At 45.6% G+C, this 24499-nt stretch carries 21 protein-coding genes; 12 read left to right on the plus strand and 9 right to left on the minus strand.

What is annotated here, in order from left to right; translation table 11 throughout:
• Nucleotides 1-114: 114 nt before the first annotated feature.
• From BG260_RS13140 to BG260_RS13150, 3 genes are read right to left on the minus strand one after another with little or no spacing between them, the layout of a single operon-like run.
• Entirely contained in the window at nucleotides 115-960 is an 846-nt protein-coding gene (locus BG260_RS13140; RefSeq protein ID WP_245683971.1) for a TPM domain-containing protein, read from the minus strand.
• Nucleotides 914-1375, minus strand: a complete 462-nt coding sequence (locus tag BG260_RS13145) for a TPM domain-containing protein (protein ID WP_069133419.1) — start codon at nucleotides 1373-1375, stop codon at nucleotides 914-916. The genes BG260_RS13140 and BG260_RS13145 overlap by 47 nt, the downstream gene beginning before the upstream one ends.
• Before the next feature lie 12 nt (nucleotides 1376-1387).
• A complete protein-coding gene (locus BG260_RS13150) occupies nucleotides 1388-1969 on the minus strand; it encodes a LemA family protein (protein ID WP_069133439.1) in 582 nt (193 codons plus the stop codon).
• 161 nt (nucleotides 1970-2130) lie between these two features.
• Between BG260_RS13150 and BG260_RS13155 the strand changes: the two genes are divergently transcribed.
• Entirely contained in the window at nucleotides 2131-2841 is a 711-nt protein-coding gene (locus BG260_RS13155) for an HAD family hydrolase (protein ID WP_069133420.1), read from the plus strand.
• Nucleotides 2842-2849: 8 nt separating this feature from the next.
• Here the strand turns inward: BG260_RS13155 and BG260_RS13160 are convergent, their stop codons facing one another.
• Complete coding sequence (locus tag BG260_RS13160) at nucleotides 2850-3494, minus strand: hypothetical protein (RefSeq protein WP_069133421.1); 645 nt, start codon at nucleotides 3492-3494, stop codon at nucleotides 2850-2852.
• A 176-nt stretch (nucleotides 3495-3670) separates the two neighbouring features.
• On the opposite strand from BG260_RS13160, the gene BG260_RS13165 reads away from it, so the two are divergent.
• On the plus strand, nucleotides 3671-4864 hold the full coding sequence (locus tag BG260_RS13165) for a phosphoglycerate kinase (protein WP_069133422.1): 1194 nt from the start codon (nucleotides 3671-3673) through the stop codon (nucleotides 4862-4864).
• A 242-nt stretch (nucleotides 4865-5106) separates the two neighbouring features.
• Here the strand turns inward: BG260_RS13165 and BG260_RS13170 are convergent, their stop codons facing one another.
• Entirely contained in the window at nucleotides 5107-7131 is a 2025-nt protein-coding gene (locus BG260_RS13170) for a ComEA family DNA-binding protein (RefSeq protein WP_176719505.1), read from the minus strand.
• A 95-nt stretch (nucleotides 7132-7226) separates the two neighbouring features.
• A complete protein-coding gene (locus BG260_RS13175; RefSeq protein WP_141691613.1) occupies nucleotides 7227-8054 on the minus strand; it encodes a PorV/PorQ family protein in 828 nt (275 codons plus the stop codon).
• Between the two features lie 82 nt (nucleotides 8055-8136).
• Between BG260_RS13175 and porD the strand changes: the two genes are divergently transcribed.
• Nucleotides 8137-9015 (plus strand): type IX secretion system protein PorD, encoded by an 879-nt coding sequence (porD, locus tag BG260_RS13180; RefSeq protein ID WP_456238931.1) that lies wholly within the window; start codon nucleotides 8137-8139, stop codon nucleotides 9013-9015.
• Between the two features lie 2 nt (nucleotides 9016-9017).
• Here porD and BG260_RS13185 read toward each other — a convergent pair whose 3' ends face one another.
• Entirely contained in the window at nucleotides 9018-14159 is a 5142-nt protein-coding gene (locus BG260_RS13185; RefSeq protein WP_083750327.1) for an invasin domain 3-containing protein, read from the minus strand.
• Nucleotides 14160-14315: 156 nt separating this feature from the next.
• Here BG260_RS13185 and BG260_RS13190 point away from each other — a divergent pair, with 156 nt between their 5' ends.
• Genes BG260_RS13190 through rfbB form a run of 4 tightly spaced genes read left to right on the plus strand, consistent with a single transcriptional unit; the run spans nucleotide 14316 to nucleotide 17455 of the window.
• Complete coding sequence (locus BG260_RS13190; RefSeq protein ID WP_069133427.1) at nucleotides 14316-15023, plus strand: sugar phosphate nucleotidyltransferase; 708 nt, start codon at nucleotides 14316-14318, stop codon at nucleotides 15021-15023.
• Nucleotides 15024-15025: 2 nt separating this feature from the next.
• A complete protein-coding gene (gene rfbD, locus BG260_RS13195; RefSeq protein WP_069133428.1) occupies nucleotides 15026-15886 on the plus strand; it encodes a dTDP-4-dehydrorhamnose reductase in 861 nt (286 codons plus the stop codon).
• A 3-nt stretch (nucleotides 15887-15889) separates the two neighbouring features.
• On the plus strand, nucleotides 15890-16438 hold the full coding sequence (rfbC, locus tag BG260_RS13200) for a dTDP-4-dehydrorhamnose 3,5-epimerase (protein WP_069133429.1): 549 nt from the start codon (nucleotides 15890-15892) through the stop codon (nucleotides 16436-16438).
• Between the two features lie 15 nt (nucleotides 16439-16453).
• Entirely contained in the window at nucleotides 16454-17455 is a 1002-nt protein-coding gene (rfbB, locus tag BG260_RS13205) for a dTDP-glucose 4,6-dehydratase (RefSeq protein WP_069133430.1), read from the plus strand.
• A gap of 10 nt (nucleotides 17456-17465) precedes the next feature.
• Here the strand turns inward: rfbB and BG260_RS13210 are convergent, their stop codons facing one another.
• Complete coding sequence (locus tag BG260_RS13210) at nucleotides 17466-18122, minus strand: Dph6-related ATP pyrophosphatase (protein ID WP_141691614.1); 657 nt, start codon at nucleotides 18120-18122, stop codon at nucleotides 17466-17468.
• Nucleotides 18123-18140: 18 nt separating this feature from the next.
• Between BG260_RS13210 and BG260_RS13215 the strand changes: the two genes are divergently transcribed.
• Both BG260_RS13215 and BG260_RS13220 read left to right on the plus strand, forming a co-directional pair.
• Nucleotides 18141-18605 carry an EVE domain-containing protein gene (locus BG260_RS13215; protein ID WP_069133432.1) on the plus strand — a complete coding sequence of 155 codons (465 nt, stop codon included), beginning with the start codon at nucleotides 18141-18143 and terminating at the stop codon, nucleotides 18603-18605.
• A gap of 100 nt (nucleotides 18606-18705) precedes the next feature.
• The gene (locus tag BG260_RS13220; RefSeq protein ID WP_069133433.1) at nucleotides 18706-19119 is read left to right on the plus strand and encodes a VOC family protein; all 414 of its coding nucleotides are present in this window, start codon (nucleotides 18706-18708) and stop codon (nucleotides 19117-19119) included.
• Between the two features lie 59 nt (nucleotides 19120-19178).
• Here the strand turns inward: BG260_RS13220 and recG are convergent, their stop codons facing one another.
• Nucleotides 19179-21245 carry an ATP-dependent DNA helicase RecG gene (gene recG, locus BG260_RS13225; protein WP_069133434.1) on the minus strand — a complete coding sequence of 689 codons (2067 nt, stop codon included), beginning with the start codon at nucleotides 21243-21245 and terminating at the stop codon, nucleotides 19179-19181.
• A gap of 190 nt (nucleotides 21246-21435) precedes the next feature.
• Here recG and rpsL point away from each other — a divergent pair, with 190 nt between their 5' ends.
• From rpsL to fusA, 3 genes are read left to right on the plus strand one after another with little or no spacing between them, the layout of a single operon-like run.
• The gene (gene rpsL, locus BG260_RS13230; protein ID WP_069133435.1) at nucleotides 21436-21810 is read left to right on the plus strand and encodes a 30S ribosomal protein S12; all 375 of its coding nucleotides are present in this window, start codon (nucleotides 21436-21438) and stop codon (nucleotides 21808-21810) included.
• Nucleotides 21811-21835: 25 nt separating this feature from the next.
• The gene (rpsG, locus tag BG260_RS13235) at nucleotides 21836-22303 is read left to right on the plus strand and encodes a 30S ribosomal protein S7 (protein ID WP_069133436.1); all 468 of its coding nucleotides are present in this window, start codon (nucleotides 21836-21838) and stop codon (nucleotides 22301-22303) included.
• A gap of 28 nt (nucleotides 22304-22331) precedes the next feature.
• Nucleotides 22332-24476 (plus strand): elongation factor G, encoded by a 2145-nt coding sequence (gene fusA / locus BG260_RS13240; RefSeq protein ID WP_069133437.1) that lies wholly within the window; start codon nucleotides 22332-22334, stop codon nucleotides 24474-24476.
• Nucleotides 24477-24499 lie beyond the last annotated feature (23 nt).

Genomic DNA, 24499 nt, shown 5'->3' on the forward strand with positions numbered 1-24499 from the left:
GAGCAATTCATTAGTGGGTGGACAATATTTCAATCCTCTCTTCATTGATCCACCAAAACAAGGATTGAAACGATAACGGGGGTTGCTAAATCTAATTTTCAATCAAACTATTCATTACCACCCACCTCCGGCACCACCGCCACCGGAACCAAATCCGCCTCCGCCGCTGAATCCGCCAAAGCCACCGCCTCCGCTAAATCCACCGGAAGATCGGCCGCCACCGCCAAAACCGCCACCCCAGACAACAACACCGCCTGAGCCAAGTGTGTGGCGCTTTCTGCGCCTTCCTCTACCCGATCCGGGCGGAATGCCTCCGCCTGCTTTAATCATTACATAAATAACGGTGAACAGAATAATGAGTATAATGAAAAAGGCAATCGCTGAGGGATCATCACCGCTTTGTTGCTGAACGGCATCATACTCTCTGGAGGCGAGCCTCATGATAGCTGTTGAGGCCTCATCGAGCCCGGTGTAGAAGTCGCCGCGCTGAAAGTTGGGTCGGAGTATCTGATCTACTACTCTTCCGGCCATTAAGTCCGTAACGGCCCCCTCAAGACCGTAGCCTACTTCAATCTGCATCTGCCGCTCTTCCATGGCCAGCAGAATGAGAACCCCGTTCTGTCGTTCTCCTTCCCACATTCTCCAGCTGTTAAAGATGGTGTTGGCGGCCTCTTCGCGAGTGACTCCCTGCAGGTTTTCCAAAATTGCGATCGCAATCACGTTGGATGTAGTATCACGATAGGCGCGAAGTTTTGATTCAAGCTGTCGTTGCTGACTTGAGTTGAGAATATCGGCGTAATCGTTTACATGTCCGGTTGGTGATGCCGGAAAATTCTGAGCTTCTGTCGATTCCCATCCACTCATAAAAATTAGAAAAAGCAAAAGTGTGATGGATTTTAAACGGATCAAACGGTTACTCATCATTCTTTTTACCCCGGTTGTCTTCAAAACTGATTTCATTGTCGAGTTCATCTCTGTTTGATTTGGTACCCGGAAAATAGGATTTCAATCTCTCGCCGATATCGCCTACTACAATCTCAATTCCCTCATCAAACTTTTCCTGTTTAAACGCTGTAATAAGCCGGTCGATCTCCTTCTGCCAGAAATCATCATCCACCTGTGAGCTGATTCCCTCATCCCCATAGATGGCAACCTTTTTGTCATCACTGGCTATGTAGAGAATTACGCCGTTCCGGGCTTCGGTTTGATCCATCTCCAGTTCGTGAAACAGAATTTTCGCGCGTTCCAGCGGATCTCCTTTGCATTTAAACTCAAGGTGAACCCGAATTTCACCGGTGGTGTTCTTCTCAGCCTTTTCGATTGCGGCCACAATTTTCTGCTCGTCCTCTTCCGATAAAAATTCTCTTGCCGGCATGTTGATCCTTATTTAGTCAAATGAAACTTCTGGTGCACGTTCCGCGCCTTCAACCGCTTCAAAGTAGGCTTTCTGCTGATGGCCGAAAATTCCCGCGATCATACTGGCAGGAAAACGCCGGATGGAGGTGTTGTACTCCTGGGCAGCCCGGTTAAACCGCATTCGTTCGGTGGAGGTGCGATTTTCTGTTCCCTCGAGCTGCGTCTGCAGATCCCTGAAATTTTGTGTAGCTGTTAGCTCCGGGTAACGCTCTACGGTCACTAATAGTCTGGAAAGTGCTCCGCTTAACTGCTGTTGCGCCTGGTCAAATTGCTGCAGTGCCTGCGGGTTATTCAGATCTCCGGCATCCAGGTTGATGGATGTGGCACGGCTTCGGGCTTCAATGACCTGTGTGATGGTTTCCTGTTCAAAATTGGCTGCACCCCGAACCGTACTTACAAGGTTTGGAATTAAGTCTGCGCGGCGCTGGTATTGGTTTTCTACCTGTGCCCAGGCTTGATTCACGCCTTCCTCTTTTGTGATGAGTGAGTTGTTTAGGCTAACCGCGTAGATCACAATAAATGCAATCACTCCAACACCGATCCAGGTTTTCATATTCATGTTCTCAAGAATTTGGTTTTTGTTGATGTCCCTTCGGGCGAATATACGAAAGAGAATCGGGATAGATTCATAAGAATTAAAGGAATCTTCACTTTGTTGGAAAAGGCCGTACCTTTAGCGCATACGGATGCAAATTTTCACATTCAAACCTCTTTATGAAACCCTCATTTGTCTATTTCGATCTCGACAACACACTGCTGAATCATATTTCAGCCGAAAGAAATGCCCAGGAGCAAACCTACAAACAGTATCCGGAACTCCAGGAGGTTTCTCTGGATGAGTGGCACGACAAGTATAAAGCGATCAATCACATTTTGTGGGAAAAATATCAGCGGGATGAGATTGACCGGCATGCCCTGCACAAAGCCCGTTTCCATCAAACCATGAGCGAGATGAACATGGACACCGGAAGAAGTGAAGAGATCGGCCGGTTTTACATGCACAGCTACCGGAATTTCTGGACCTGGGTTGATGGTGCGCAATCAGTCCTGGAACGGGTCAGTTCCAAAGTTCAGTCCGGCATTATTACAAACGGATTTAAAGAGACCCAGGAGCTAAAATTTGAGAAGCTGAACCTGAAAGCGTACTGCAACCCGCTTCTTATTACTGAGGAGATCGGCAAACTTAAACCGCACCCGATTGTGTTTGATGTGGCCACAGAAAAAGCGGGTGTTCCGCGCGAGGAGATTCTCTATGTGGGTGATTCGTTTTCATCAGACATTGTAGGCGGAAAAAATGCCGGCTGGCAGACAGCCTGGTTTACGGCACTGATCGATAAAGAGGAGAGCAGAAACGGCTATACCGATATTTCCGCTGATTTTGAGTTTGAAGATTTTGACGAGTTACTGAGCTACTTAGAGTTGTAGTGGAGATGTCAGTTGAAATAGATTCTGAAGCCGGCTCCCACAGCGGTGCCACTTCCATAAAATGACCGGTCTGTTGTGTAGTTGGTTCGCTCAACGGTTTCACCATTCGGGCCTTCAAGGAGCACTGTTTCCGTTTCTTTTCTCACACTGCTCAGTATGGTTCGATAAGTTGTATGCAGGAAAAGAGAAAAGGGTTCCGCCAATTGATATTCAAGGGAAATAAACCCGATAAACGATGTGTGTGAGTCATCCCGGCATTGTTTATCCACGTCGAAAATTGTATCAAGGATAGATCGCCAGGTGGTTCTGCATGAGCGGTCTGCCATTTTGAACTCCTGAACTCCCAGCCCGGGCTTTAGCCGAAGGCCATCGGTAATCTGAAACACTGCTGCAGCAGACAATCCCATCAGGTAAGAGACGGAGTTGTTATACCCCCGGCTATAGTGGAAGCCATACTCCATTCGTGTGTAATCTTCATCAAAATAGGAGGCCTGAATACCGATCGAAGCGCTGTTTTGGATATCATCGGTATAGATCGTCAGGGTCGGTGCATAGCTGCCGGTTACACTCAGGCTGAAACCGGAGTGAGATTGCCCGGCTGCTTCATAGAGCGGAGTCACCATCAAAAGGAGAAGAAAGTAGCGGAATTTCATGTCTGATCGTTTCGATTAAACGCCGATTCCCTGTATTTTGATTGTAGAGTTGCCACATTCATCAAATGAACGATTTATGAGTGCTCTCTGATTTCAATTAGGTGGCAATGATTCTAAATAGTTGAATAGGGAAAAATAGTGTATCAGCTTCATTTTAAAAAAACATATAGATAACAATGGCTAAACTGACTTTAAAAGATGTAGAACTGAAGGGTAAAACAGTTCTGATGAGAGTAGATTTTAACGTACCCATCGAAGGCAACACCATCACAGACGATAACCGGATTGTTCAGGCACTTGAGTCCATTAACTATGTAGTGGAAAACGGGGCGAAACTGATTCTAACCAGCCATCTTGGGCGGCCTGCCGGTGCACCTGACCCGGAATTCAGCCTGAAACCGGTTGCAGACCATCTTCAAACCCTGGTGGATGTTCCGGTTCATTTTGCGGTTGACTGTGTTGGTGAGGAGGCGGATTCTGTGATTGAAGCTGCGGGAGAGGGAGAAATCGTACTGCTGGAAAATGTCAGATTTCACGCTGAAGAGAAAAAGAATGATCCGGAATTTGCCAAACAGCTTGCTAAACATGCGGACCTGTTTGTAAATGATGCCTTTGGGAGCAGTCATCGGGCACATGCATCTGTTGCGGGAGTTACCAAATTTTTGAGCCCTGCAGTTTCCGGGTTTCTGCTCGAAAAAGAGATCAAATATCTGGAAGAGAGTGTCAACAATCCACAACGCCCGTTTGTGGCCATACTGGGTGGCGCAAAAGTATCGGATAAAATCGGTGTGATTGAAAATCTGCTTGGCAAGGTGGATTCAATTATTATCGGGGGCGGAATGACCTACACGTTTTTTAAAGCGAAAGGGTGGGAAGTTGGGAACTCTCTCGTTGAGGAGGATAAAGTTGAGCTTGCGGGTGAACTGATGAAGAAAGCCATAGAAGCCGGCGTAAATTTTATGCTTCCGATTGATTCCGTGATTGCCAAAGAGTTTAAGAATGATGCAGAGCACAAGGTGGTCGATTCTGACGAAATTGAGCCGGGATGGATGGCGCTCGACATAGGTCCGCAGGCGTGCCTGGCGTTTGGCAATAAAATTAAAGCGGCACAGACCGTGGTCTGGAATGGGCCGATGGGCGTGTTTGAGATGGAAAATTTTGCTGAAGGTACCTTTACCGTTGCGCAGGCTCTGGCCGATGCAACGAAATCTGGCGCAATAACCATCGTGGGTGGCGGTGATTCTGCTTCGGCAATTAAAAAAGCGGGATTGATGGATCAGGTTTCTCACGTATCAACCGGAGGAGGAGCCAGCCTGGAGTATCTGGAAGGCAAAGAGCTGCCGGGTGTTGTTTCATTGACGGATAAGTAATTCTACTTCGTGGCATGTCTCATAGCCGTGCCACGAATTTTAAGAAGTTGAGTTCGATTCTTAGACAATGAATTGAAAAGTTCCCCCCTTAGCAAAGGGGGATTAAGGGGGGGGATGTTAACCAAATCGTAGATTTATTCAATGTACACCCCTCTTACTCTCCCCTTGATAGGGGAGGTTATTTAAAAATCTGAATCAAAGAATTTTCAATTCTGAAAGTACGGATTAATTCTATTTTCAGATTAAAATCGAATCCTCGCCTGCACGCCAATATCACTTTTCCGGTTTCCATCAATTTGAAGGTTACCGCTGCTGATGGTCTCCCGGTTGTCGTAAACGGTGGTGGAGGCTTTCAGCCAAACATCGATCCATGGTGCAGGTGAGAAGTTTACAAGGGCGTAGATTCGTTTGCCACGATCAAATAACATGGTGTTCGAAAGCACATAGAGCAGATCGTTTTCAAACTGGTACACTCTGGAATCGAACCCATCGGTGTTGAAGTAGGTGTATCGAGCATCGATTCGCAGATTTTGGAAAAGGTAGAATCGCACATCCTGAAACAGTAAATAGCCAAAGTCGGAGGACTCTCCGGCCGATCGGCTTCTGACGGTATCAAACCGGGTCCGGAATCGAATGGCTTGAAGTGGAATATACTCTGCTTGAAAGCGCACACCGGTTCGTTTGCTTTCACCCTGTGCCAGAACATCTCTCCCCAGTTCATCAGTTATTCGATGATCTTCCTCACGCTGCTTGAACCGAATGAGGGCATAAAACCGGAATCTGTTTCCGGGTGAGAGATCAACTCTTGCAAGCCAGTCGTAACCTGAAGAGGGTTGGCGCTGTTGAAATCGTGGGGCTGGAAATTGAAACTGATCGATATATGTACTGATTCGGATGGCCGGACTAACCTGATGCTGTAACCCGATATATAATCCCTGTTCGTTTCTTGGATTGCCCGACTGTTCTCCAAATCCTGAACCAAATATTGCCCGAAAATCAGGATCATATCGTCGATAGAGCATAATTGCGTCGGTTCGGTCGCTTAACTCAAATTGTGCCCCGACAAGAAAGCCATAGCTATTATTGTCGGTATGGGCAGCCTCCCCAAATAGGGTTGCTGGACCGGCTAATATTCTAATATCTGCAGCGTACCCGGTTACGGACGCTCCATCAAAATTGTTGAGCTCCCAGGGTAATGTGCCTCGTTGAACCGGGCGGTCAAACCGATTGTGGAAACCTGAAACTCCAATAAAGCCAACCGGCAGACGATAGCGAACACGCCCGCCATAACTTTTCTGGGTTGTGTTTAGCCTCCGGCTTCGTTCATTGAGGGTTCGGTGTAACCCATTTTCAGTTGGAAACCGAATCGTTGATTCATCAATTTCGGAGGCTGTACGTTTACGATTTGAGTAAAAACCGGTGAGTTGAAGCCGGTTACCGTAGGTAGCTGCCACACCTCTGAATCCGATCATCTCCTGAGCTGAGGTGAAGGGACGAATCCCACGTTCATTTTTAATCGGAGTACGGATAACTTCACTTCCTTTTCCGAAGGCTCCTCCACTCCAAAGGAGTAAGCCCTGACCAAATGATACACTATAGTCACCAATAATAAGGCTATTGAGCCGTCCATTGTTCTCCAGGGCAAGATGCCAAGAGTTATAATCAAAATTCATCGGGTAATTGAGCGGCTCGCCGGGATCTTTTTCCTGTGTTAAGTTGAGCGAGAGATGATTGCTCCGGTACCGAACTCGCTGGTAGTATTTAATCGGGCTGCCAGTAAATCCACCAAGAGTGTCTGGCCGCTGATAACCTCTCTGTTCTTCTATGGTTTGTTGCATACGGCTGAATAGTTCAAGTCTGCTTCCACCGGTCCAGTAGCGTGGATTTAGATAGAGATCCCTTCCTCGTTCTGCAGCAGTTCCGACGGTTAAATAGGGTTGAATTTGACTCAACGTGGCACTTCCGATTCCCGAAACGGATGTCAGATCATCAACTTTTTCAAACGGCGGGTTTGATGATCTGTACTGAACAATATTCTGTGCAATTCTAAAATTGATTCCCGGAACCTGAAGCAGTTCATCCAGGCCGGCTCGATTGATGTTGAGTGGATTAGCGGCGAGGTTTTGTAAAAATTCGAGAAGCTCTTCCAGTGTGGTATCAGACTCTTCCCCGTCAAACTCATCAAGCAGTATCTCCAGATCATGTTCAATTTTGGATTGGGTAGAATCTTGATGCTGAGCATAGCTGTTTGGTGTTAGGATAAACATAAAAAGAATCCATAAGACCGGGCGCAAGCTTAGAAGTGTGACAACTTTTGGGAACTGTATGTGATATGTGAAGTCAAACGATTTCATGATGAATATTATAGCCGTATGGAGAGGTCGAGTGCCGGACTCAAACCGAGTGGATTGTGTTGTTGTATCGCAAAGTTGATACTCCAGGAAGAGTGATCATAGCCAAACCCGAAAGAGTAGGTTGAGGGGTTTGTCGTAACTCCGGCTCGTGTAGTAAAGCCTTTAAAAAGTTCAACTTCCAGGCCGGTTCGAAAAGAGGCAGGAAACATCACATCCTTAGTGACCTCTGCAACAAGCTGAGAACGTTCTGTTGGGTTGAAACTCAAGCCACCCGAAAATTCTCGGGGGAGTTCCTCGTCAGTATCACCGTATTTAGGTTGGTTGATATTTTTAGTTCTAACTCCAATCCAGAAAGATGAAGTGACCTGCAGGGCTATACCCGCGTCTATGCCCAACGCCCCGGCTGATCCATATTCACCCCCCTGCAGGATGTGAAAATATCCTGCAGAAATACCAAAATGGATATGATCAAACCGGTTTTTATAGACGAGCCGAAATTGATTTTCGTTGAACAGATTGAATCCATATCTATGAATACCAACACCAAACACACCGATTTTTGAACGAAAATTTCCGGCCGCTGCCATGTCGGAAATTTCAGATATTCCTGCGTATCTGAATCCATAAAATGAGATGTTCAGTTCATCGGGGCTCAGCAGTGCCGGGTTGTTAAAGACAGACCAGCTATCGAAAGGAAGGGCAGCTCCGGTTTGACCCATAGCCATAGATTTTGCACCCAGACTGGTCTGTGCCAACACCGGTTCAGAAAGAATAACTACAAACAGACATGATATAGTTATAATAAAAAGGGATATTATTCGTGACCTTCTTACCATTCTCAATTGATTTTGCTTTATGGTCTTACATTATGTGAATATGAAAGATAAACATCAACTTTTATGTGCGGTTAAGTGCATGATGCTGTTTATGTTGGTGGGTTTATATCAGCCTGCAAATGCTCAGGAATTGAATTGTTCAGTGAGCGTAAATGACCGGCAAATCAGTGGTTCATCGTATGATTATGTCCAGGAGTTAGCGAACACGATTGAACAGTATTTGAATGAAAATCGCTGGACAAATGATCGTTATCTTGATCATGAAAAGATTAACTGTACCCTGCAGATAGTTTTGACGGATGTTGACGGAAACGCAAACTTTACAGCCGAAGCGGTATGGTCAGCCAGCCGGCCTATCTACAATACCAATCGTCAAACAACGCTTTTTATCATAAGCGACGGCAACTGGCAGTTTGACTATGCAAGAAATCGAAACCTGATTTATGATGATCTTCAATACGATGATCTGACCAGTTTTATCGATTTTTATGCACTGATTATTCTGGGGTACGATTATGACGGATTTGCTGAACTGGGAGGTTCAACCTTCTTTAATCGGGCACTGGATGTGATGGAGCTGGCACAGAATACCGGCGCGGCCGGTTGGGGACGATCGATCGGAGCACAACGTAATCGGTATGGTTTGATTTCTGACCTCACGAATCCATCATACAGGGAATTGAGAGAAGCTTTTTATCGATACCATAGATTGGGGTTGGATCAATTCACAAATAATCCCGAAGAGGCGAGAGAGCAGTTGCTTGAAGCGCTGGATCAGATCAGAAATGCAAAAAGAGTAACCGGAAACAACTACCTGTTCGATATATTCTTTGGCGCAAAAAACAGGGAGATTGTCGCAATGTTACAGGGGGGCTCTCCCGCAATACGCACATCCGCATTCAACATTCTGAGTGACGCCGATCCGGCCAATACATCGGAGTATCGGAGGCTGGTAGAGTAGAATTATTTTATAAGGGTCATTCGTTTACTCAACACTTTGTCTGATGTGATGAGGCGATAGAAATAGACCCCGCTGGCCAGGGAGCTGCCGTCAAAATTAATTTCATGATAACCGGCCTGATAGCGCTGATCTACAACAGTTTGTACTTTTCGGCCAATAACGTCAAACACATCAATTCTTACCCGATCCTCTACAGGTAATGCGAACTCAATGGTTGTAGACGGGTTGAAAGGGTTCGGGTAATTTTGATCCAAGAATACTTCATCCGGAAACTCAGAACCGTCTTCGCCGGGGGTGATAGATAAAGTAAACCGGGCATTTTTAGCCTTTGCGGCAGACTTTTCCTGCAGCCTGAAATTACCGGCACTGTTTGTGACAGGAGCTGTTTTGCCCTGTGACCGGATTTCAAAATCGTAAAACTGGTTCTGTTTCAAATCGATTGTATCTCCCGTGTGATTGTCTGTCAGTTCTACTTTCCAGCCTTCGGGGATGTTGACCATCTCAGGCCAGGTTAGTGTAACAGGGCCGTTATAATAGTTGTTATTTACGACAGCTCCGGCGGCAATCGGGATTTCAATTGTTTTCCCAAAATCGCGGGGGAGGTTGTTAACTGCCAGCTCTGTTCCATCAGAAAAAAGTGAATAGATTTCGAGATATGTGACAGCGTCAAATGGGAGTAGGCGGTAAGCGTCCATTCTGTCGGTGGCAAAACTTCCACTCTCGGTAAATGAAAAGTGAGTGGAGGTCGTGTGAAAATCACTTTCCATTTGAAGAGCGATTACCGGAACTCTATTGTATCGTTCGTTCTCTTTTCTGAACTGGCCACCAACGGTTTTATTAGAGGGATTAACAGACAGAACAGGACTATCAGCATTGGCTTTTACCCAAAACCCCTGAAAAGGAGCAATTCGTCCGCTGCCATGGCTCCCCGCTTCTCCATTCCAGTATTTGTACTCCTGAGCGTTTTGATCCCAGATGTAAAGAGCGTTATCGGTGTTCGTTTTTGTCCATCCCGGCTGATCCCAGTCCAGCGTGGCTCCAAAAGGATTTCCGATCATATTCCATCCGGTGTCTCCATCCTCGCTGTAGGTGACCGGAAAATTGAAAGAGCCGGGCTGATCGTGGAAATTCTCCCGGCCGGAAATGGTTAATGTTGTTGGCAGTTCATCGTTATAATCGCTGTCCGATGCAACATTTCCGAATACATAGAAGAAATATCCTCTGCCTGTAACAGGCGAATCTGTGATGTTTAACGGGGCTGTCCAGCGCTGGTTGTCGGTTGTCAAATCCGGATCATTCGGGTCGGCAAAAGTTTCGTCGTACCACATGAGGTTGGGTTGCCGGTCTTCATAAGTACTGCCGGGAATTCCCTGGACGGTTAAACCATCGAACAAATCCTGAAACGTTGATGCAACAGGGGTAGAAAGCATTTTCCAGCCTCGGTTACTGAGAGTTCTTCTGAACTGAAGATTGCCGTTTACATAGGTTGTGTTTGGTGCAATAAAGTTGCGTCCGGAGCTGATAATCAGGTTACCATTCTGCAACACAAGATCTCCATCGATGATAATATCGTCAAAGGTTCTGACCCCTTCAATATTGTTGACAATGGCATTTTTCATCTCGGTCAGATTGCTGATTCGCTGCCTTTCAAGGTCGGGGTAATCAGTAAAATCTTCATCGATCCGGATCCCAAAAATAACCGTTGCCTGAGAGGCATCTATGGAGGATAGTTCCAAATCTCCGCGTACAACCAGAGTGTTATTGTTCAACTGAAGGCTACCCCCTCCGGTAATACTCTGCAGGTTATCGAGTGTAATATCTGCATCTTGCTGAAGAATAAAAGAGTTGTTCTCCTCAATAAAAAGCTCAGAAGTGCTGATTAAATCGCCAGCGGTAACCGTTACATTATTTAAAATCTCAAGTCGTTCTGCAAGAATGTTGGGTGAGGTGATGGTTTGCTGAGACTGTCCGTTGAATTGTACCACTGTACCGTCTGTTCCTGCAAGGAAGCTGTTGAGGGACAGATTACCACCGATCTCAATTTCTGTGGAGTTTCCGGAGGAGAAAGAACCGGCTCCCGTTACGTTTCCATCTACGCGGATGGCAGTATTATCTTCGATATCCAGCGTTCCATCCACATTCAAATTTCCGCTTACTTGAATGGAGTTTCCACCAAACAACACCAGATTGGCTCCGCTTTGAATATCCATACTCCCGAGATTGATGTTCAGATCCAAATCGGGGTAGGGGCTTACTCCTCCGGGAATGATTACGAAATCACCGGATCCAGGTACCCGGTTAGGAGTCCAATTGTCCGGATTCAGCCAGTTGTTTCGGGTATTTTCCGGCCCTCCGCCGGGGCTCCAAATAATCGGGTTTACAATGTCAACGGTTGGTCTTTGAGGCAGTTCAACTCCGTTGAGAGTGGCTACTACTTCAACCAGCTCCTGAGTATTGGTTGCTGACAGAATAGCTTGGTGCTGGTTTGTCTGGCTTGAAAAGGAGAGGCCGGACAAGGTAGCTGATGGTGCTCCCGCGGGCTCAAGCCGGTTCAGCGAAAGAGAAAGACTCGCTGACTGATCCGTTAATACCCGGTTACCATACTGATCGCGCACAATGATAGTGACAATCGATTCCGCTCCTGTACTGTTTTCAATGACATTCGGACTTACCGAAACCTGAGAAGTAGTTGCTACCGGATCTGCAGCAACAACCCGGAAAGGTTTACTGGTACCGAATAAGTTAAAAAGGTCCTCATCCTGAGCAGAAACAGTTATACTTTCTCCACTTTGGGTTAGTGTGACGAAATGATCATCCGCAAAGCCATTGCTCAATAGAACGCTGCCGCCTGAGGTCAATTCAGAATTGGATGAAATCGTTACGGTGCCGGAATAGTTTTCAACCCGGTTCTGGTTTGCATCCACTGCTTCTATAGAAATTGGAAATGCGTTACCGGCAATCTGCTCTTCTGTAGCTCCACCGGTTTCGGGTACGGTTACAATAAACTCACTTACCTCTCCAAATGTGAACTCAACGGTTGTTGAGGTAATCTGGACTCCACTGTTAAAAGCCGTGATAGTTGCCGTTTCAACTGATTCTGTGGAGGTGAGTGTAGCTGTATAGGTTCCGTCTCCATTATCAAATGCCGTAACGGATGTGGCGTCGCTTTCGGATGGCGTGTTTAATGTTCCTCTGTCCGTCTCAATCGTGATGGTTTCACCGCCGCTGATCAGATTGTTTTCAAAAGCATCTCTTAATTGAACTGTGATGAGTGAACTGCTTGAGCCGTCAGAAGTAATGGCTTGCGGACTTGCGCTCATCACCGTATTGGAAAAGTCGACTGAAGCGGGGGAGATCAAAAAGGAGTTTGAACTGCCGCTAAGTGTGGTGTTATCACTGTCGGTTACTGAAAGGGTATGCTCTCCGGCAGTGGAAAGCGTAACTTCATAACCGGTTAATGTTCCATTTGTAAAACTTGGTGTGATTCCCTCTCCATCAACAAACTGTGATGAACTGCTGAGATTTACAGTTCCCTCGTAGTCAGTAATAATTGTTCCGGCTCCATTCACGGCATAAATATCAATTTGGAACGGAGTACCGGCAGACTGATCCGGGATGTCTCCTCCACCGGCAATTTCAACTAAAAAGCCCGAGACTTCATTTTCTGAAAGAATATTGATCGCATTACTGGTTGCTGAGGCAAGCCCGGCAGATTCTGCTAAAAGTATTTTTTCTCCCTGGGTATTAAATGAGAGCTGATCGAAAAGTGCTTCTCCATTGCTCTCTGTTTGAGCTGTGGTTACTCCCTGTAGCTGCCCTGTGCCGGAATTGATCGAGAGATCCATAGGGATGCCACTCTGTGGAGCCTGATTCCCAAACTCATCAAACAACTGAACCCGAACAGGCGGGGTTAGATTAATCCCTTGATTTCCGGATGCCGGTACGAACGAAAAACCGAGAGCTGAAGGAGAGGCAGGCTGCACATCAATTATTTCCGAAACAACATCAGACGAGAGCGTTGGAGAGTTGAAAACAATCTGAATAGATTCTGCCAGTTCAGCAAAGAGATCGGTAAACTGAACAACACCCTCGGAAGCTGTGAGTGATGTGGTTCCGCTCAGGGTTCCTTGACCGGAATGGATTGAAGCAGCTATTTCAGTTTCGTTATCTGTGGTAACGAGGTTTCCAAATATGTCGATCAGTTGAATTTCCGGCTGTCGGTTGAATGGTTGTCCTGCAGTGGCACTCTCGGAGGGTTGGGTTGAGATGACCAGATCCCGTGCCTGACGGGGTAAAACAGTTATGGTGCCCGACGGAACGGGAGTTGCTCCCTGAAATACAGCTTGGATACTTGCCGATCCTGTACTCTGTGAGCTGAAGGTTGCGCTTTGGAGATTATTCGACGGAGTAAGACTCCCCTGAACAATACCACCTGTGATCTCAGTCAGTGTCCAGTCGTTCTCACTCTCCAATGAAATATTTTCGATAAAATTTCCACCAATATCACGTCCTACAGCATATACTGTAAGAGAATTTCCTGCCGGAATATCCTGAGATGATACGATTTCACCGGTGCCGTCAGCTGCAGTCTCAACGGTAACTTCATTTATGCTGCCGGCTACTTTACTTAAATTTCCATAGTTGGCAGAGGTAGGTCCGGTGGTTCCGGTATTGGTGATCATGCCTTCATCAGGAATAGTAGTGTTCGACGGCCTGAGTTCTAAACCTGAAAATGTAACGCGGCCGGGTCCTTGACCGTTACCTGCTGATCTACTTCGGCTGGTAACAGTAAAAACAGCCTCACTTGCGGAGATCGAAAAGAATTCAATTTCTAAATCTGTGTTATTTGCTCCAACACCCTCTATAAGGATTTCTATATCATTTTCGCTGAGATTTGTATTCCATTCATACCCGGAAGGTATAGTAAGCACAATCGTGCCGCCTTGTTGCAATTGTCCGGCAGAAGTCTCCCGAATTGTGGGTCCGGAAATGGGTGTGTATTCTCCGCCGATATTGTCAATTGATAAATCGGTTCCGCCGGCTGCACGAATTACATCCTGAGCATAGCTCGGTCCGGCAAGGCCCAACATGAGCAGTATGGGGATGAGCAGAAATTGTATTTTTAACGCCTGAGAGTTTCTCATACCTTCTTTAAGAGTCAGACCTGCTGTTTTGCAGGGGTCTGTTAAGATAAAAAGAACCCCTTGCTGAACGGAATTAGAATGCTATTATGTCTGCCTGTAAGATATAATTAATTTTAATGCATTACCTTAATCACAAATTGAGAATAATAACTTTTTATGAAAGGAATAGTACTTGCCGGAGGAACCGGTTCGAGGCTCTACCCGCTAACTAAAGTAACCAACAAGCATCTGCTACCGGTAGGTAACAAGCCGATGATCTACTACCCGATTGAAAAACTCACTGAAGCGGGAATAGATGAAATATTAATTGTTACCGGTACCGAGCATATGGGGGATGTTGTAAACCTGCTTGGCTCTGGAAAAGATTTTGGATGCCGGTTTACCTATAAGGTTCAGGATGAAGCGGGTGGAATTGCACAGGCACTTGGATTGGCCCGCAACTTTGTTGGAAATGACTCAATGGCTGTAATTCTTGGCGATAATATTTTTGAATCGGATCTGAAATCAGCCGTGAAAACTTTTGATAAAACTAGGGCAAGCATTTTATTGAAAAAAGTGGATGATCCGGAAAGATTTGGTGTGGCTGAAATTGATAAAGAAAAGATCGTTAGCATTGAGGAGAAGCCTCAAAAGCCCAAATCGAACTATGCAGTAACCGGTGTCTATTTCTATCCGTCTGATGTGTTTGATGTGATTGAAACCCTGGAGCCTTCAGGTCGCGGAGAGTTGGAAATCACGGATGTGAATAATCACTATGTTCAATCCGGGCGCATGAACTTTTCGATTATGAAGGGCTGGTGGACCGATGCCGGAACACCCGACTCATATAAAAAAGCAAACGAGTTAGCGTCAGGGAGTTTTTAAATATGAAGTACTTGATTGTCGGAGCCAACGGGCAACTTGGCCGGGAATGGAAGGAGTATTTAACCCAACATCAAATGCCATTCAATGCGTATGGTTCAAAAGAGCTGGATGTGACCGATCCGGCTTCAGTACACTCAACGATTAAGGAGGTTCGCCCCGATGTTTTGGTGAATTGCTCGGCTTACACTAATGTGGACGAAGCCGAAGATGAACCCGATCTGGCATTTGCGGTAAACAGAGATGGGGTAAAGAATTTGGCAGAATGTTGTAGGAATACCGGGATTAAACTGATTCACTACAGCACAGATTATGTATTTCCTGGAAATTCTGAAGATGAAAAGAAATTCCCAACGGGTTACCCGGAAAACGCTTCCTGTAACCCGATCAATATGTATGGAAAGTCGAAGCGGGAGGGAGAGATTGCACTCGAGGAGAGCAAAGTTGACTACCTGCTGATTCGGGTAGCCTGGCTTTGTGGAGCACATGGCACAAATTTTGTAAAAACAATGCTCCGGCTCTCTGAACAGCGAGAAGAACTGTCGGTAGTAGATGATCAGATTGGCTGCCCTACATTTACGTTTGATGTAGTGGAGAAGAGTGTAGAACTGATCCGTAAAGGAGAAACAGGTACGTTTCACCTCAGTTCAAAAGGGAAAATTTCATGGGCTGATTTTGCAGTGGAGATTTTTAAACAGTCCGGAAGGAACACTTCTGTAAATCGGGTGACAACTTCCGAGTACCCGACCAAGGCCCGGCGCCCTGCATTTTCACTGCTTTCCACACAGAAAATTGAAAAACTGGGTTTGATTCCGCTTGACTGGCAGACCGGATTGGCCGTTCTTTTAAAGAAACTAAAAAAGTGATTTATGAAATTTGAAGAGACCCCGCTAAGCAATGTTTGGCTGATTAAACCTAAACGCTTTAAAGATAACCGAGGAGAATTCCTTGAAACCTTTCGGATAGAGCTGTTCAAACAACACGACTTGGAGTTTGAATTTGTTCAGGATAACATCTCTGTATCAAAAAAAGGCACAATTCGTGGGTTGCACTATCAACTCCCGCCGGCTTCTCAGGCAAAACTCGTTGTGGTACCGGCCGGGAAAATACTGGATGTTGCGGTTGATATGCGTCCAAACTCTCCGACATTTATGGAGCACTTTTCGACGGTGTTGAGCAGTGAGAATCGAAATATGATGTTTATTCCAACCGGTTATGCACACGGTTTTTCGGTTCTATCAGACGAGGCGACGGTCTACTATAAATGTAACAACTACTACAATAAAGAGTTGGAGCGGGGAGTACGCTGGGATGATCCGGAACTGAATATTGACTGGAAGGTTCAGAGTCCAATACTTTCTGAGAAGGATCTGGAGCTTCCCTTGCTGAAAGAGATGGACGAATCGGATCTGTTTTAACTGAAAAAACTGATTATGAGAATAATTGTAACAGGAGGTGCGGGATTTATCGGGTCAAATCTGATTCTATTTCTGCATGAAAACTATCCTGATATTGAGATTTTAAATCTGGATAAACTGACGTATGCGTCGGATATAAACTATCTGTCATCACTGAAACAGTCGGGACGGTACCATTTCAAAAAACTGGATTTGGTGGACCGTAACGCTGTGAAAGAGGCGGTTAAAGCCTGGAAGCCGGATGGAGTGTTTCATCTTGCGGCAGAATCGCACGTAGACAACTCCATTAAGGGGCCGGAACCATTTATTCTTTCCAATGTGGTAGGGACATTCAATATCCTGGAGGAGTGCCGTCAATTCTGGAACAGTGAAGAAGCGGATACCAACAGCCCAAACCGATTTCTCCATGTTTCTACAGATGAGGTGTACGGCACACTTGGTGATGAGGGTTCATTTACGGAGTCAACTCCGTATGCCCCAAACTCACCTTATTCGGCATCAAAAGCGGGTAGCGATATGATTGTGCGATCGTATTTTCACTCCTACGGGATGAACACCGTGATTACCAACTGTTCCAATAACTACGGCCCGCATCAGCACGATGAAAAGCTGATACCAACCGTTATTCGAAAAGCTCTGAAGAACGAAGAGATTCCCGTTTATGGTACCGGAGAAAATGTCCGGGATTGGCTCTATGTGCAAGATCACTGCGTGGCACTGATGCGGGTGTTTGAAGCCGGGAAAGCCGGTGAGCCCTACAATATTGGCGGTGAGAACGAATGGAAGAATATCGAATTGGTGCACTCTATCTGCGATATTCTCAACCGGGAAGTCGGAGATGGGCCTGAGGGTGACTATAAAAACCTGATTTCATTTGTGACGGATCGACCCGGTCACGATTTCCGCTATTCTGTGAATATTCAAAAAATCAGGAATGAACTTGGTTGGAGCCCAACAGAGGATTTTGAGGGGAAACTGGCTGAAACAGTCCGCTGGTTTGTTAAAAAATATTCCTAGGCGGCGGGAGTTATGTAAAAATTACTTCGGTGTGAAACTCTCCCCGTTCACCGAATGGATCGATCGATTCCGGCAGTGAACGAACTAACTCGCGGTTGAACAACATTCCGGGTTTGATGACCTCTCTCCACTTATCTTCCACACTGCGGATTCGAATTTCAGTGGGTGACTGTTCAAGCATTGTAAGAAGTTCATCCGGCGATTTATCCCATATCGGGAAGTGTGATTGAAACCCAAGTCGGGAAAATTCTTTTTCTCTCCAATCGCGGATATCCTGTAGGTGGAGATCTCCGAAAATTAGATCAGTTACCAAAAATGGTGCCGAAGTGAACTCTATTTTAAGTGCGCTGAGATAGGACTGATTGTTCACCGGGTAGGAAAACGGGATGGTGATGAGCGGAAGTTCGAGGTGGAGTGCCTGTCGCTGAATCCGGCTAATCGGAATCTCCTGAAATGGCACCATACCGGATTCATCATCATAAGTAGTGATCAGAATAGGATCAGGTAAGCCATGTTTTTGCCACTCCAGAAGTGCAAGATAGGCATCTTTCCCTCCGCTCCAGAAAAGTGCGGGTTTTTCAGATTTTGGATTTGTTGACGGCATGGCTAATTTCCACGGAATGATCGGGTTGACACCCCTGTTTGAACCAACGAATATAAATATCAATCTACAAAAGAAGTGACGATGAGTAAAAAACAGTATTGGCTGATGAAATCTGAACCGGACGCTTATAGTATTGACGACCTGAAACGTGATGGCCAGATACGCTGGAGCGGCGTGCGAAACTACGAAGCTCGTAACATTATGAGAGATAAGATGAATGTCGGGGACCGGGCATTTTTCTACCATTCCAACGTTAAACCGCCGGCCATTGTAGGAGAGATGGAGGTTTGTACAGAGCCCTATCCCGATCCGCTGCAGTTTGATCCGGACAGTAAATACTTTGACCCCAAAAGCAGTGAAAGTGATCCTCGTTGGCAGCTGATCGATGTGAAGTTTATCCGGAAATTTGAGAAGCCTGTCACTCGCGATGAACTAAAAGAGCACGATGATCTGCTTGAGATGCAGTTATTCAAAAGAAATCGATTATCCATTACCGAAGTAACAGAAGATCAGTACAAAAAGATTTTAAATCTGGCAGGTGAGTAATCTCACCTATAGTGTAAGGGGAGTATAAATTCTCAATTGTTTAAATATCAACGGATGGAGTGAAAATATTCGTTGATGATCACGAATCAAATAGTGATATATGAAAAAGGTAACCGGAATTGGTGGGATCTTCTTTAAATGTGATGACCCTGATAAGATGAAGCAGTGGTATCAAAAACATCTGGGATTGCAAACCGATGCGTATGGAACCAACTTTGAATGGAGGCAGGCCGACAATCCAGACATGAAAGGGTTTACACAGTGGAGCGTAAATACCAAAACCAGTAAATATGCCGGTTCCGTTGATCAGCAATTTATGATCAACTATCGGGTGGAGAATCTCGAAAAACTGGTAGAACAGCTTCGAAGTGAAGGAGTGGAGATCATAGATGAGGTTGAATCCTTCGACTATGGAAAATTCGTTCACATTCTTGATGCGGAAGGTAACCGGGTTGAACTCTGGGAGCCCAATGATGAGGAGTATGACGCGCTAGTTGAAGGCAGAACCAAGTAAATCATAGATTTTAAGTACAGTTGGTTTATTCCCCAACTTTTGTAGAGCTATAGTACGGATTACCCAATACCGAAAAATTCAGCTTTCTTCTTAAAGTAAGGCTCGAAAACCTTTTTAAGGGCTTGATGGTTTGGATTGCCGAAATCTGAATCGCTGCGAATAATTTGCCAGGCGTCATTCTTTGCTTTTTCAAGTGTGATTCTGTCTTCGAGGATATCGCCGAATTTAAATTCCGGGAGACCGCTCTGTTTGGTTCCGAGAAAATCCCCGGGTCCGCGGAGTTTAAGATCAGCCTCCGCAATTTTAAAGCCGTCTGTTGTGTCGATCATCATCTTTAACCGAAACCGACCATCTTTGCTCAGTTTTTGCCCCGGCATCAAAATGCAGTAGCTCTGTTTTCTGCCTCGCCCAATTCTTCCGCGAAGTTGGTGTAGCTGAGAGAGTCCAAAACGTTCGGCATGCTCAACAATCATGATGGAAGCATTGGGAACGTCCACGCCAACTTCGATTACAGTGGTGGAGACGAGAATATCAATATCGCCCTCTGCAAAACGCTTCATGATTCCGTCTTTTTCTTCGGGCTTCATGCGTCCGTGAAGCAGCCCGATACGGAGTTCCGGAAAACGCTGCTTCAGCTTTTCAAAACCCATGGTCGCATCTTTCAAGTCCATCACCTCCGACTCTTCAATGAGCGGGTAGACGATGTAGGCCTGATCCCCATTTTGAATGCTTGTTTCGAGGAAATCATAGACTCCCGGTCGTTCCTTATCAGTTCTTACGGCTGTTTTGATCGGTTTTCGTCCGCCGGGTAGCCCTTCAATAATGGAGATGTCCAGGTCGCTGTAAATGGTCATGGCCAGTGAGCGGGGAATGGGTGTGGCCGACATCACCAGCAGATGGGGATTGTCGCCTTTCATTAAAAGCTCGTTTCTCTGCTTCACGCCAAAACGGTGCTGCTCGTCAATAACCACTACACCAAGGTTGTTGAACTCCACTTGGTCTTGAAAGATGGCGTGCGTACCCACGGCAATTTGGCACGTACCCCCGGCAATATCGCTCAAAATATCACGACGGAGGGCGGTTTTTTGACTTCCGGTAATTAATCGATGATTGATACCCAGCGGCTCCAGGTACTCTTTGATGGTGTGATAGTGCTGTTCGGCTAAAATTTCAGTAGGTGCCATCAGTGCAGCCTGCATGCCGTTATCCACTGCCATCAGCATACTGCCAATTGCCACCACGGTTTTCCCGGCACCCACATCGCCCTGGATCAATCGGTTCATCTGCTCACCGGATGTTAAATCGGTTCGGATATCCTTCAACGAGTTTTTCTGTCCATCGGTCAGCTCGAAAGGAAGCTGTTCGTTAAAAAAATTTTTGGTGATCGGGCCCGGTTCCAGAATTTTACCCTCAGCGCGTGTGGTTCGAATGTTTTTGATTTTTGCCATGCTCAGTTCGAACAGGAAAAACTCCTCATATTTGAACCTCTCAAGCGCCTTATCGGCTTCAGCTTTGGATTCCGGTTTGTGAATGGATCTGAGTCCCTCATCACGAACGGGAAAGCTATGCCGCTTAAGAATGTGATCGGGCAGGAACTCGGGAACAGTTGTAGCGGTGAGAATCTGCTGCACCCAGTCGCTGATAATTTGATTGGATATGTAGGCTTTGGAAAAATGTTTGTTACTTGGGTAGATCGGAGTTAGTGATTTGAATTGTTCCACATCATCAGGACCGGAAATCTGATCCACTTCGGGATGAGCCATATTCATATAGCGCCCATACTGCTTTACCGTTCCATACAGAGCAACCCATTCTCCTTTCTTAAAGCGACTGATGAAATATTTCCATCCTTTAAAATAAACCACTTTCATAGAGCCACTTCTATCCTGAACAATAACCTCGAGTCGTTTTTTGCTCTTATAACCCGAAACATTAACAGAGATAACCTTCCCGGCAACTGATATAGGTTCCCCGGTTTCCCGCAAGAAACCAATGGGTTGAAAGTTCGATTTATCAAGATATCGGCGCGGGAAAAAGTAGAGCAGATGTTCCGGATGGTGTATACCCGCAGACTGCAGCGCCGACAACCGTTTTTGACTGAGATTTTTAAGGTCTAATAGTTTCAAATTGATATACAGTTATATAACAATTTATAAATTAAAAGAAGAATTAAAGGCCGTTATTGGGCCGGAATAAACACTATATAGAATTTTAGTAGCAAAAGGGAAAAATTTTTTAGAAATATTTTGCAAATCCATGTGTGAAATCACTATCTTCATCAGCTCTTGATTTTACGAAACCAAACAGGTAAAACCCGTGCCTACAATACAACAACTTATTAGAAACGGCAGAAAGAGCAAGGTGAAGAAAACAACTTCCCCTGCACTGCAAAACTGCCCACAGCGACGAGGTGTTTGCACCCGAGTTTACACAACAACACCCAAGAAGCCTAACTCTGCTCTGCGTAAGGTAGCAAGAGTTCGGTTGACAAATGGCTTTGAAGTGACTGCTTATATTCCCGGAGAGGGGCACAACCTGCAGGAGCACAGTATTGTGCTTATTCGTGGCGGTCGTGTGAAAGACCTTCCCGGTGTACGTTACCACATCGTTCGCGGTACTCTTGATACCGCCGGAGTGGAAGATCGTAAGCAGGGTAGAAGTCATTACGGAACGAAGAAACCAAAAGGGTAACAGGGATTTTTAATCTTTAGAGGTTATGCGCAGAAAAACAGCAGATAAAAGAGAAGTACAGCCGGATCCGATATTTAATGACAAATTGGTTACACGGTTTGTAAACAGCTTGATGCGTGACGGTAAAAAAGGCGTTGCGAGAAAGATTTTATATCAGGCATTTGAAATTATTGAGGAAAAAACCGGAGAGGAGCCGATAGAGATTTTCCGTACGGCTCTGTCGAATGCAACGCCGGTTGTTGAGGTTAAAAGTCGCCGAGTAGGCGGTGCAACCTACCAGGTTCCGGTTGAAGTTCGAACCGAGCGCGGAACAGCATTGGGTATGCGTTGGATTATCCGTGCATCGCGACAGAGAAATGATAAGTCTATGGCCATTCGTTTGAGCCGTGAGCTGATCGATGCATCGAAAAATGAAGGTGGTGCGGTTCGCAAAAAAGATGAAACCCATCGGATGGCAGAAGCCAACAAGGCATTTGCTCATTTCAGATTCTAAAACACACAGTATTTAAACATTTATTTTCATGTCTGAAGCAACGACAAAAACTGATTCTAAAATTGTAGACCGCATTCGCAGAACGCGAAACATCGGTATTATGGCTCATATTGATGCCGGTAAGACAACTGTAACAGAGCGTATTCTGTTTTATACCGGTAGAAGCCACCGATTGGGGGAAACGCATGACGGTGCTGCTACAATGGACTGGATGGAGCAGGAGCAGGAGCGTGGTATTACCATTACATCTGCTGCAACTCACTGTATCTGGAAAGACCATCGCATTAATATTATCGATACACCCGGTCACGTAGACTTTACTGTTGAAGTGGAGCGGTCACTGCGTGTGCTTGATGGAGCGATTGCGGTATTCTGCTCCGTGGGTGCTGTGCAGCCTCAGTCAGAAACAGTTTGGCGTCAGGCTAACAAGTATAAAGTGCCACGCATGGCGTTTGTAAATAAAATGGACCGAACAGGTGCCGATTTTTACAATGTAGTTGAACAGATGCGTGACAAGCTTAGTGCAAATCCTATCCCTATTCAGATTCCTATTGGGGCTGAAGAGAATTTTGAGGGTGTTGTAGACCTGATTAACATGCAGGCAATTGTTTGGGATGATGAATCACTTGGAGCAAAGTATGAAGTGGTTGAGATTCCTGAAGATTTGAAAGCGAAAGTTGCTGAATATCGTAAGCTTATGCTGGAATCTATCGCTGATCATGATGATGAGCTGATGGAAAAGTACTTGATGGAAGAAGAGATTTCTGAAGAAGAGATCAATAACGCTGTCCGTAAAGCAACATTGGCGCGCGATATAACGCCTGTACTTTGCGGTACAGCTCTTAAGAATAAGGGTGTTCAGATTCTTCTTGATAAAGTAATTGAATATTTGCCAAGTCCTCTGGATGTTGAAGCAGTTGACGGTGTTGATCCGAAAGATGAAGAGAAGAAGATGAAGCGTAACCCGAGTGTGGATGAGCCATTTTCTGCTCTTGCGTTCAAAATTGCTACCGACCCATATGTTGGTAAGTTGACATTCTTCCGTGTATACTCCGGCCAGCTTGAGAAAGGCTCATATATCCTGAACTCTACAACCGGAGAGCGAGAGCGTATCGGCCGTATTTTGGAGATGCATGCAAATGACAAGAAAGATATTGATATCGTCCGGGCCGGAGATATTGCTGCGGCTGTGGGTGTGAAAAAGGTGAACACAGGTGATACATTCTGTGATGTTGACAATCCAATTGTCCTGGAGCAGATTACATTCCCTGAACCCGTTATTAAGCTCGCTATTGAGCCAAAGTCAAAAGCCGATGCCGAGAAACTGACAACTGGTCTTGTAAAACTGGCTGAAGAGGATCCAACATTCCAGGTAACAACGGATGAGGAGACAGGACAGACAACGGTTGCCGGTATGGGTGAGCTTCACTTGGAAATTATTGTAGACCGACTACGTCGCGAATTTAAAGTGGAAGCGAATGTTGGGCAACCACAGGTATCTTACCGCGAAACAATCTCCAAGCCTGTTGAGCACAGAGAAGTGTATAAGAAGCAGACTGGTGGTCGTGGTAAATTTGCTGATATTTCTTTTGAAATTGGTCCGCTTGAGCATTTTGAGCAATTCACTGATGACGACAAGAAAGTATCGGTTGATGAAGATTTCAAATTCATCAATGAAATTGTAGGTGGTAATATTCCACGTGAATTTATTCCATCTGTTGAAAAGGGATTCCGTGAAGCGATGAAGAATGGTATCCAGGCAAACTATCCTGCACAGAAAATTGGAGTGCGGTTGTTTGATGGATCTTACCATGATGTTGACTCTGATCAGGTTAGTTTCGAATTGTGTGCGAAGCTTGCATTCAGAAATTCAGCGAAAAAAGCTGGTCCACAACTACTTGAGCCTGTAATGGCTGTAGAGATTACAACACCTGAAGAGTTTATGGGGGATGTAATTGGTGATGTTAACGGCCGTCGCGGAATCATCCAGAAGATGGATAACAATGCAGAGGGCTCTGTTGTGAAGGCAAAAGTGCCTTTATCAGAAATGTTTGGATACTCAACAGACCTTCGGTCACTTACACAAGGCCGTGCGGCATATTCTATGGAGTTCTCTGAATATGTACCGGTACCTGACTCGAAAGCTCAGGAAATCATAGAACAACAAGCTTAATAACTACTTAAAAAAACGAATAT

It is taken from the genome of Rhodohalobacter halophilus, assembly GCF_001715195.1.
In the GTDB taxonomy this organism is placed as follows: Bacteria; Bacteroidota; Rhodothermia; order Balneolales; family Balneolaceae; genus Rhodohalobacter; species Rhodohalobacter halophilus.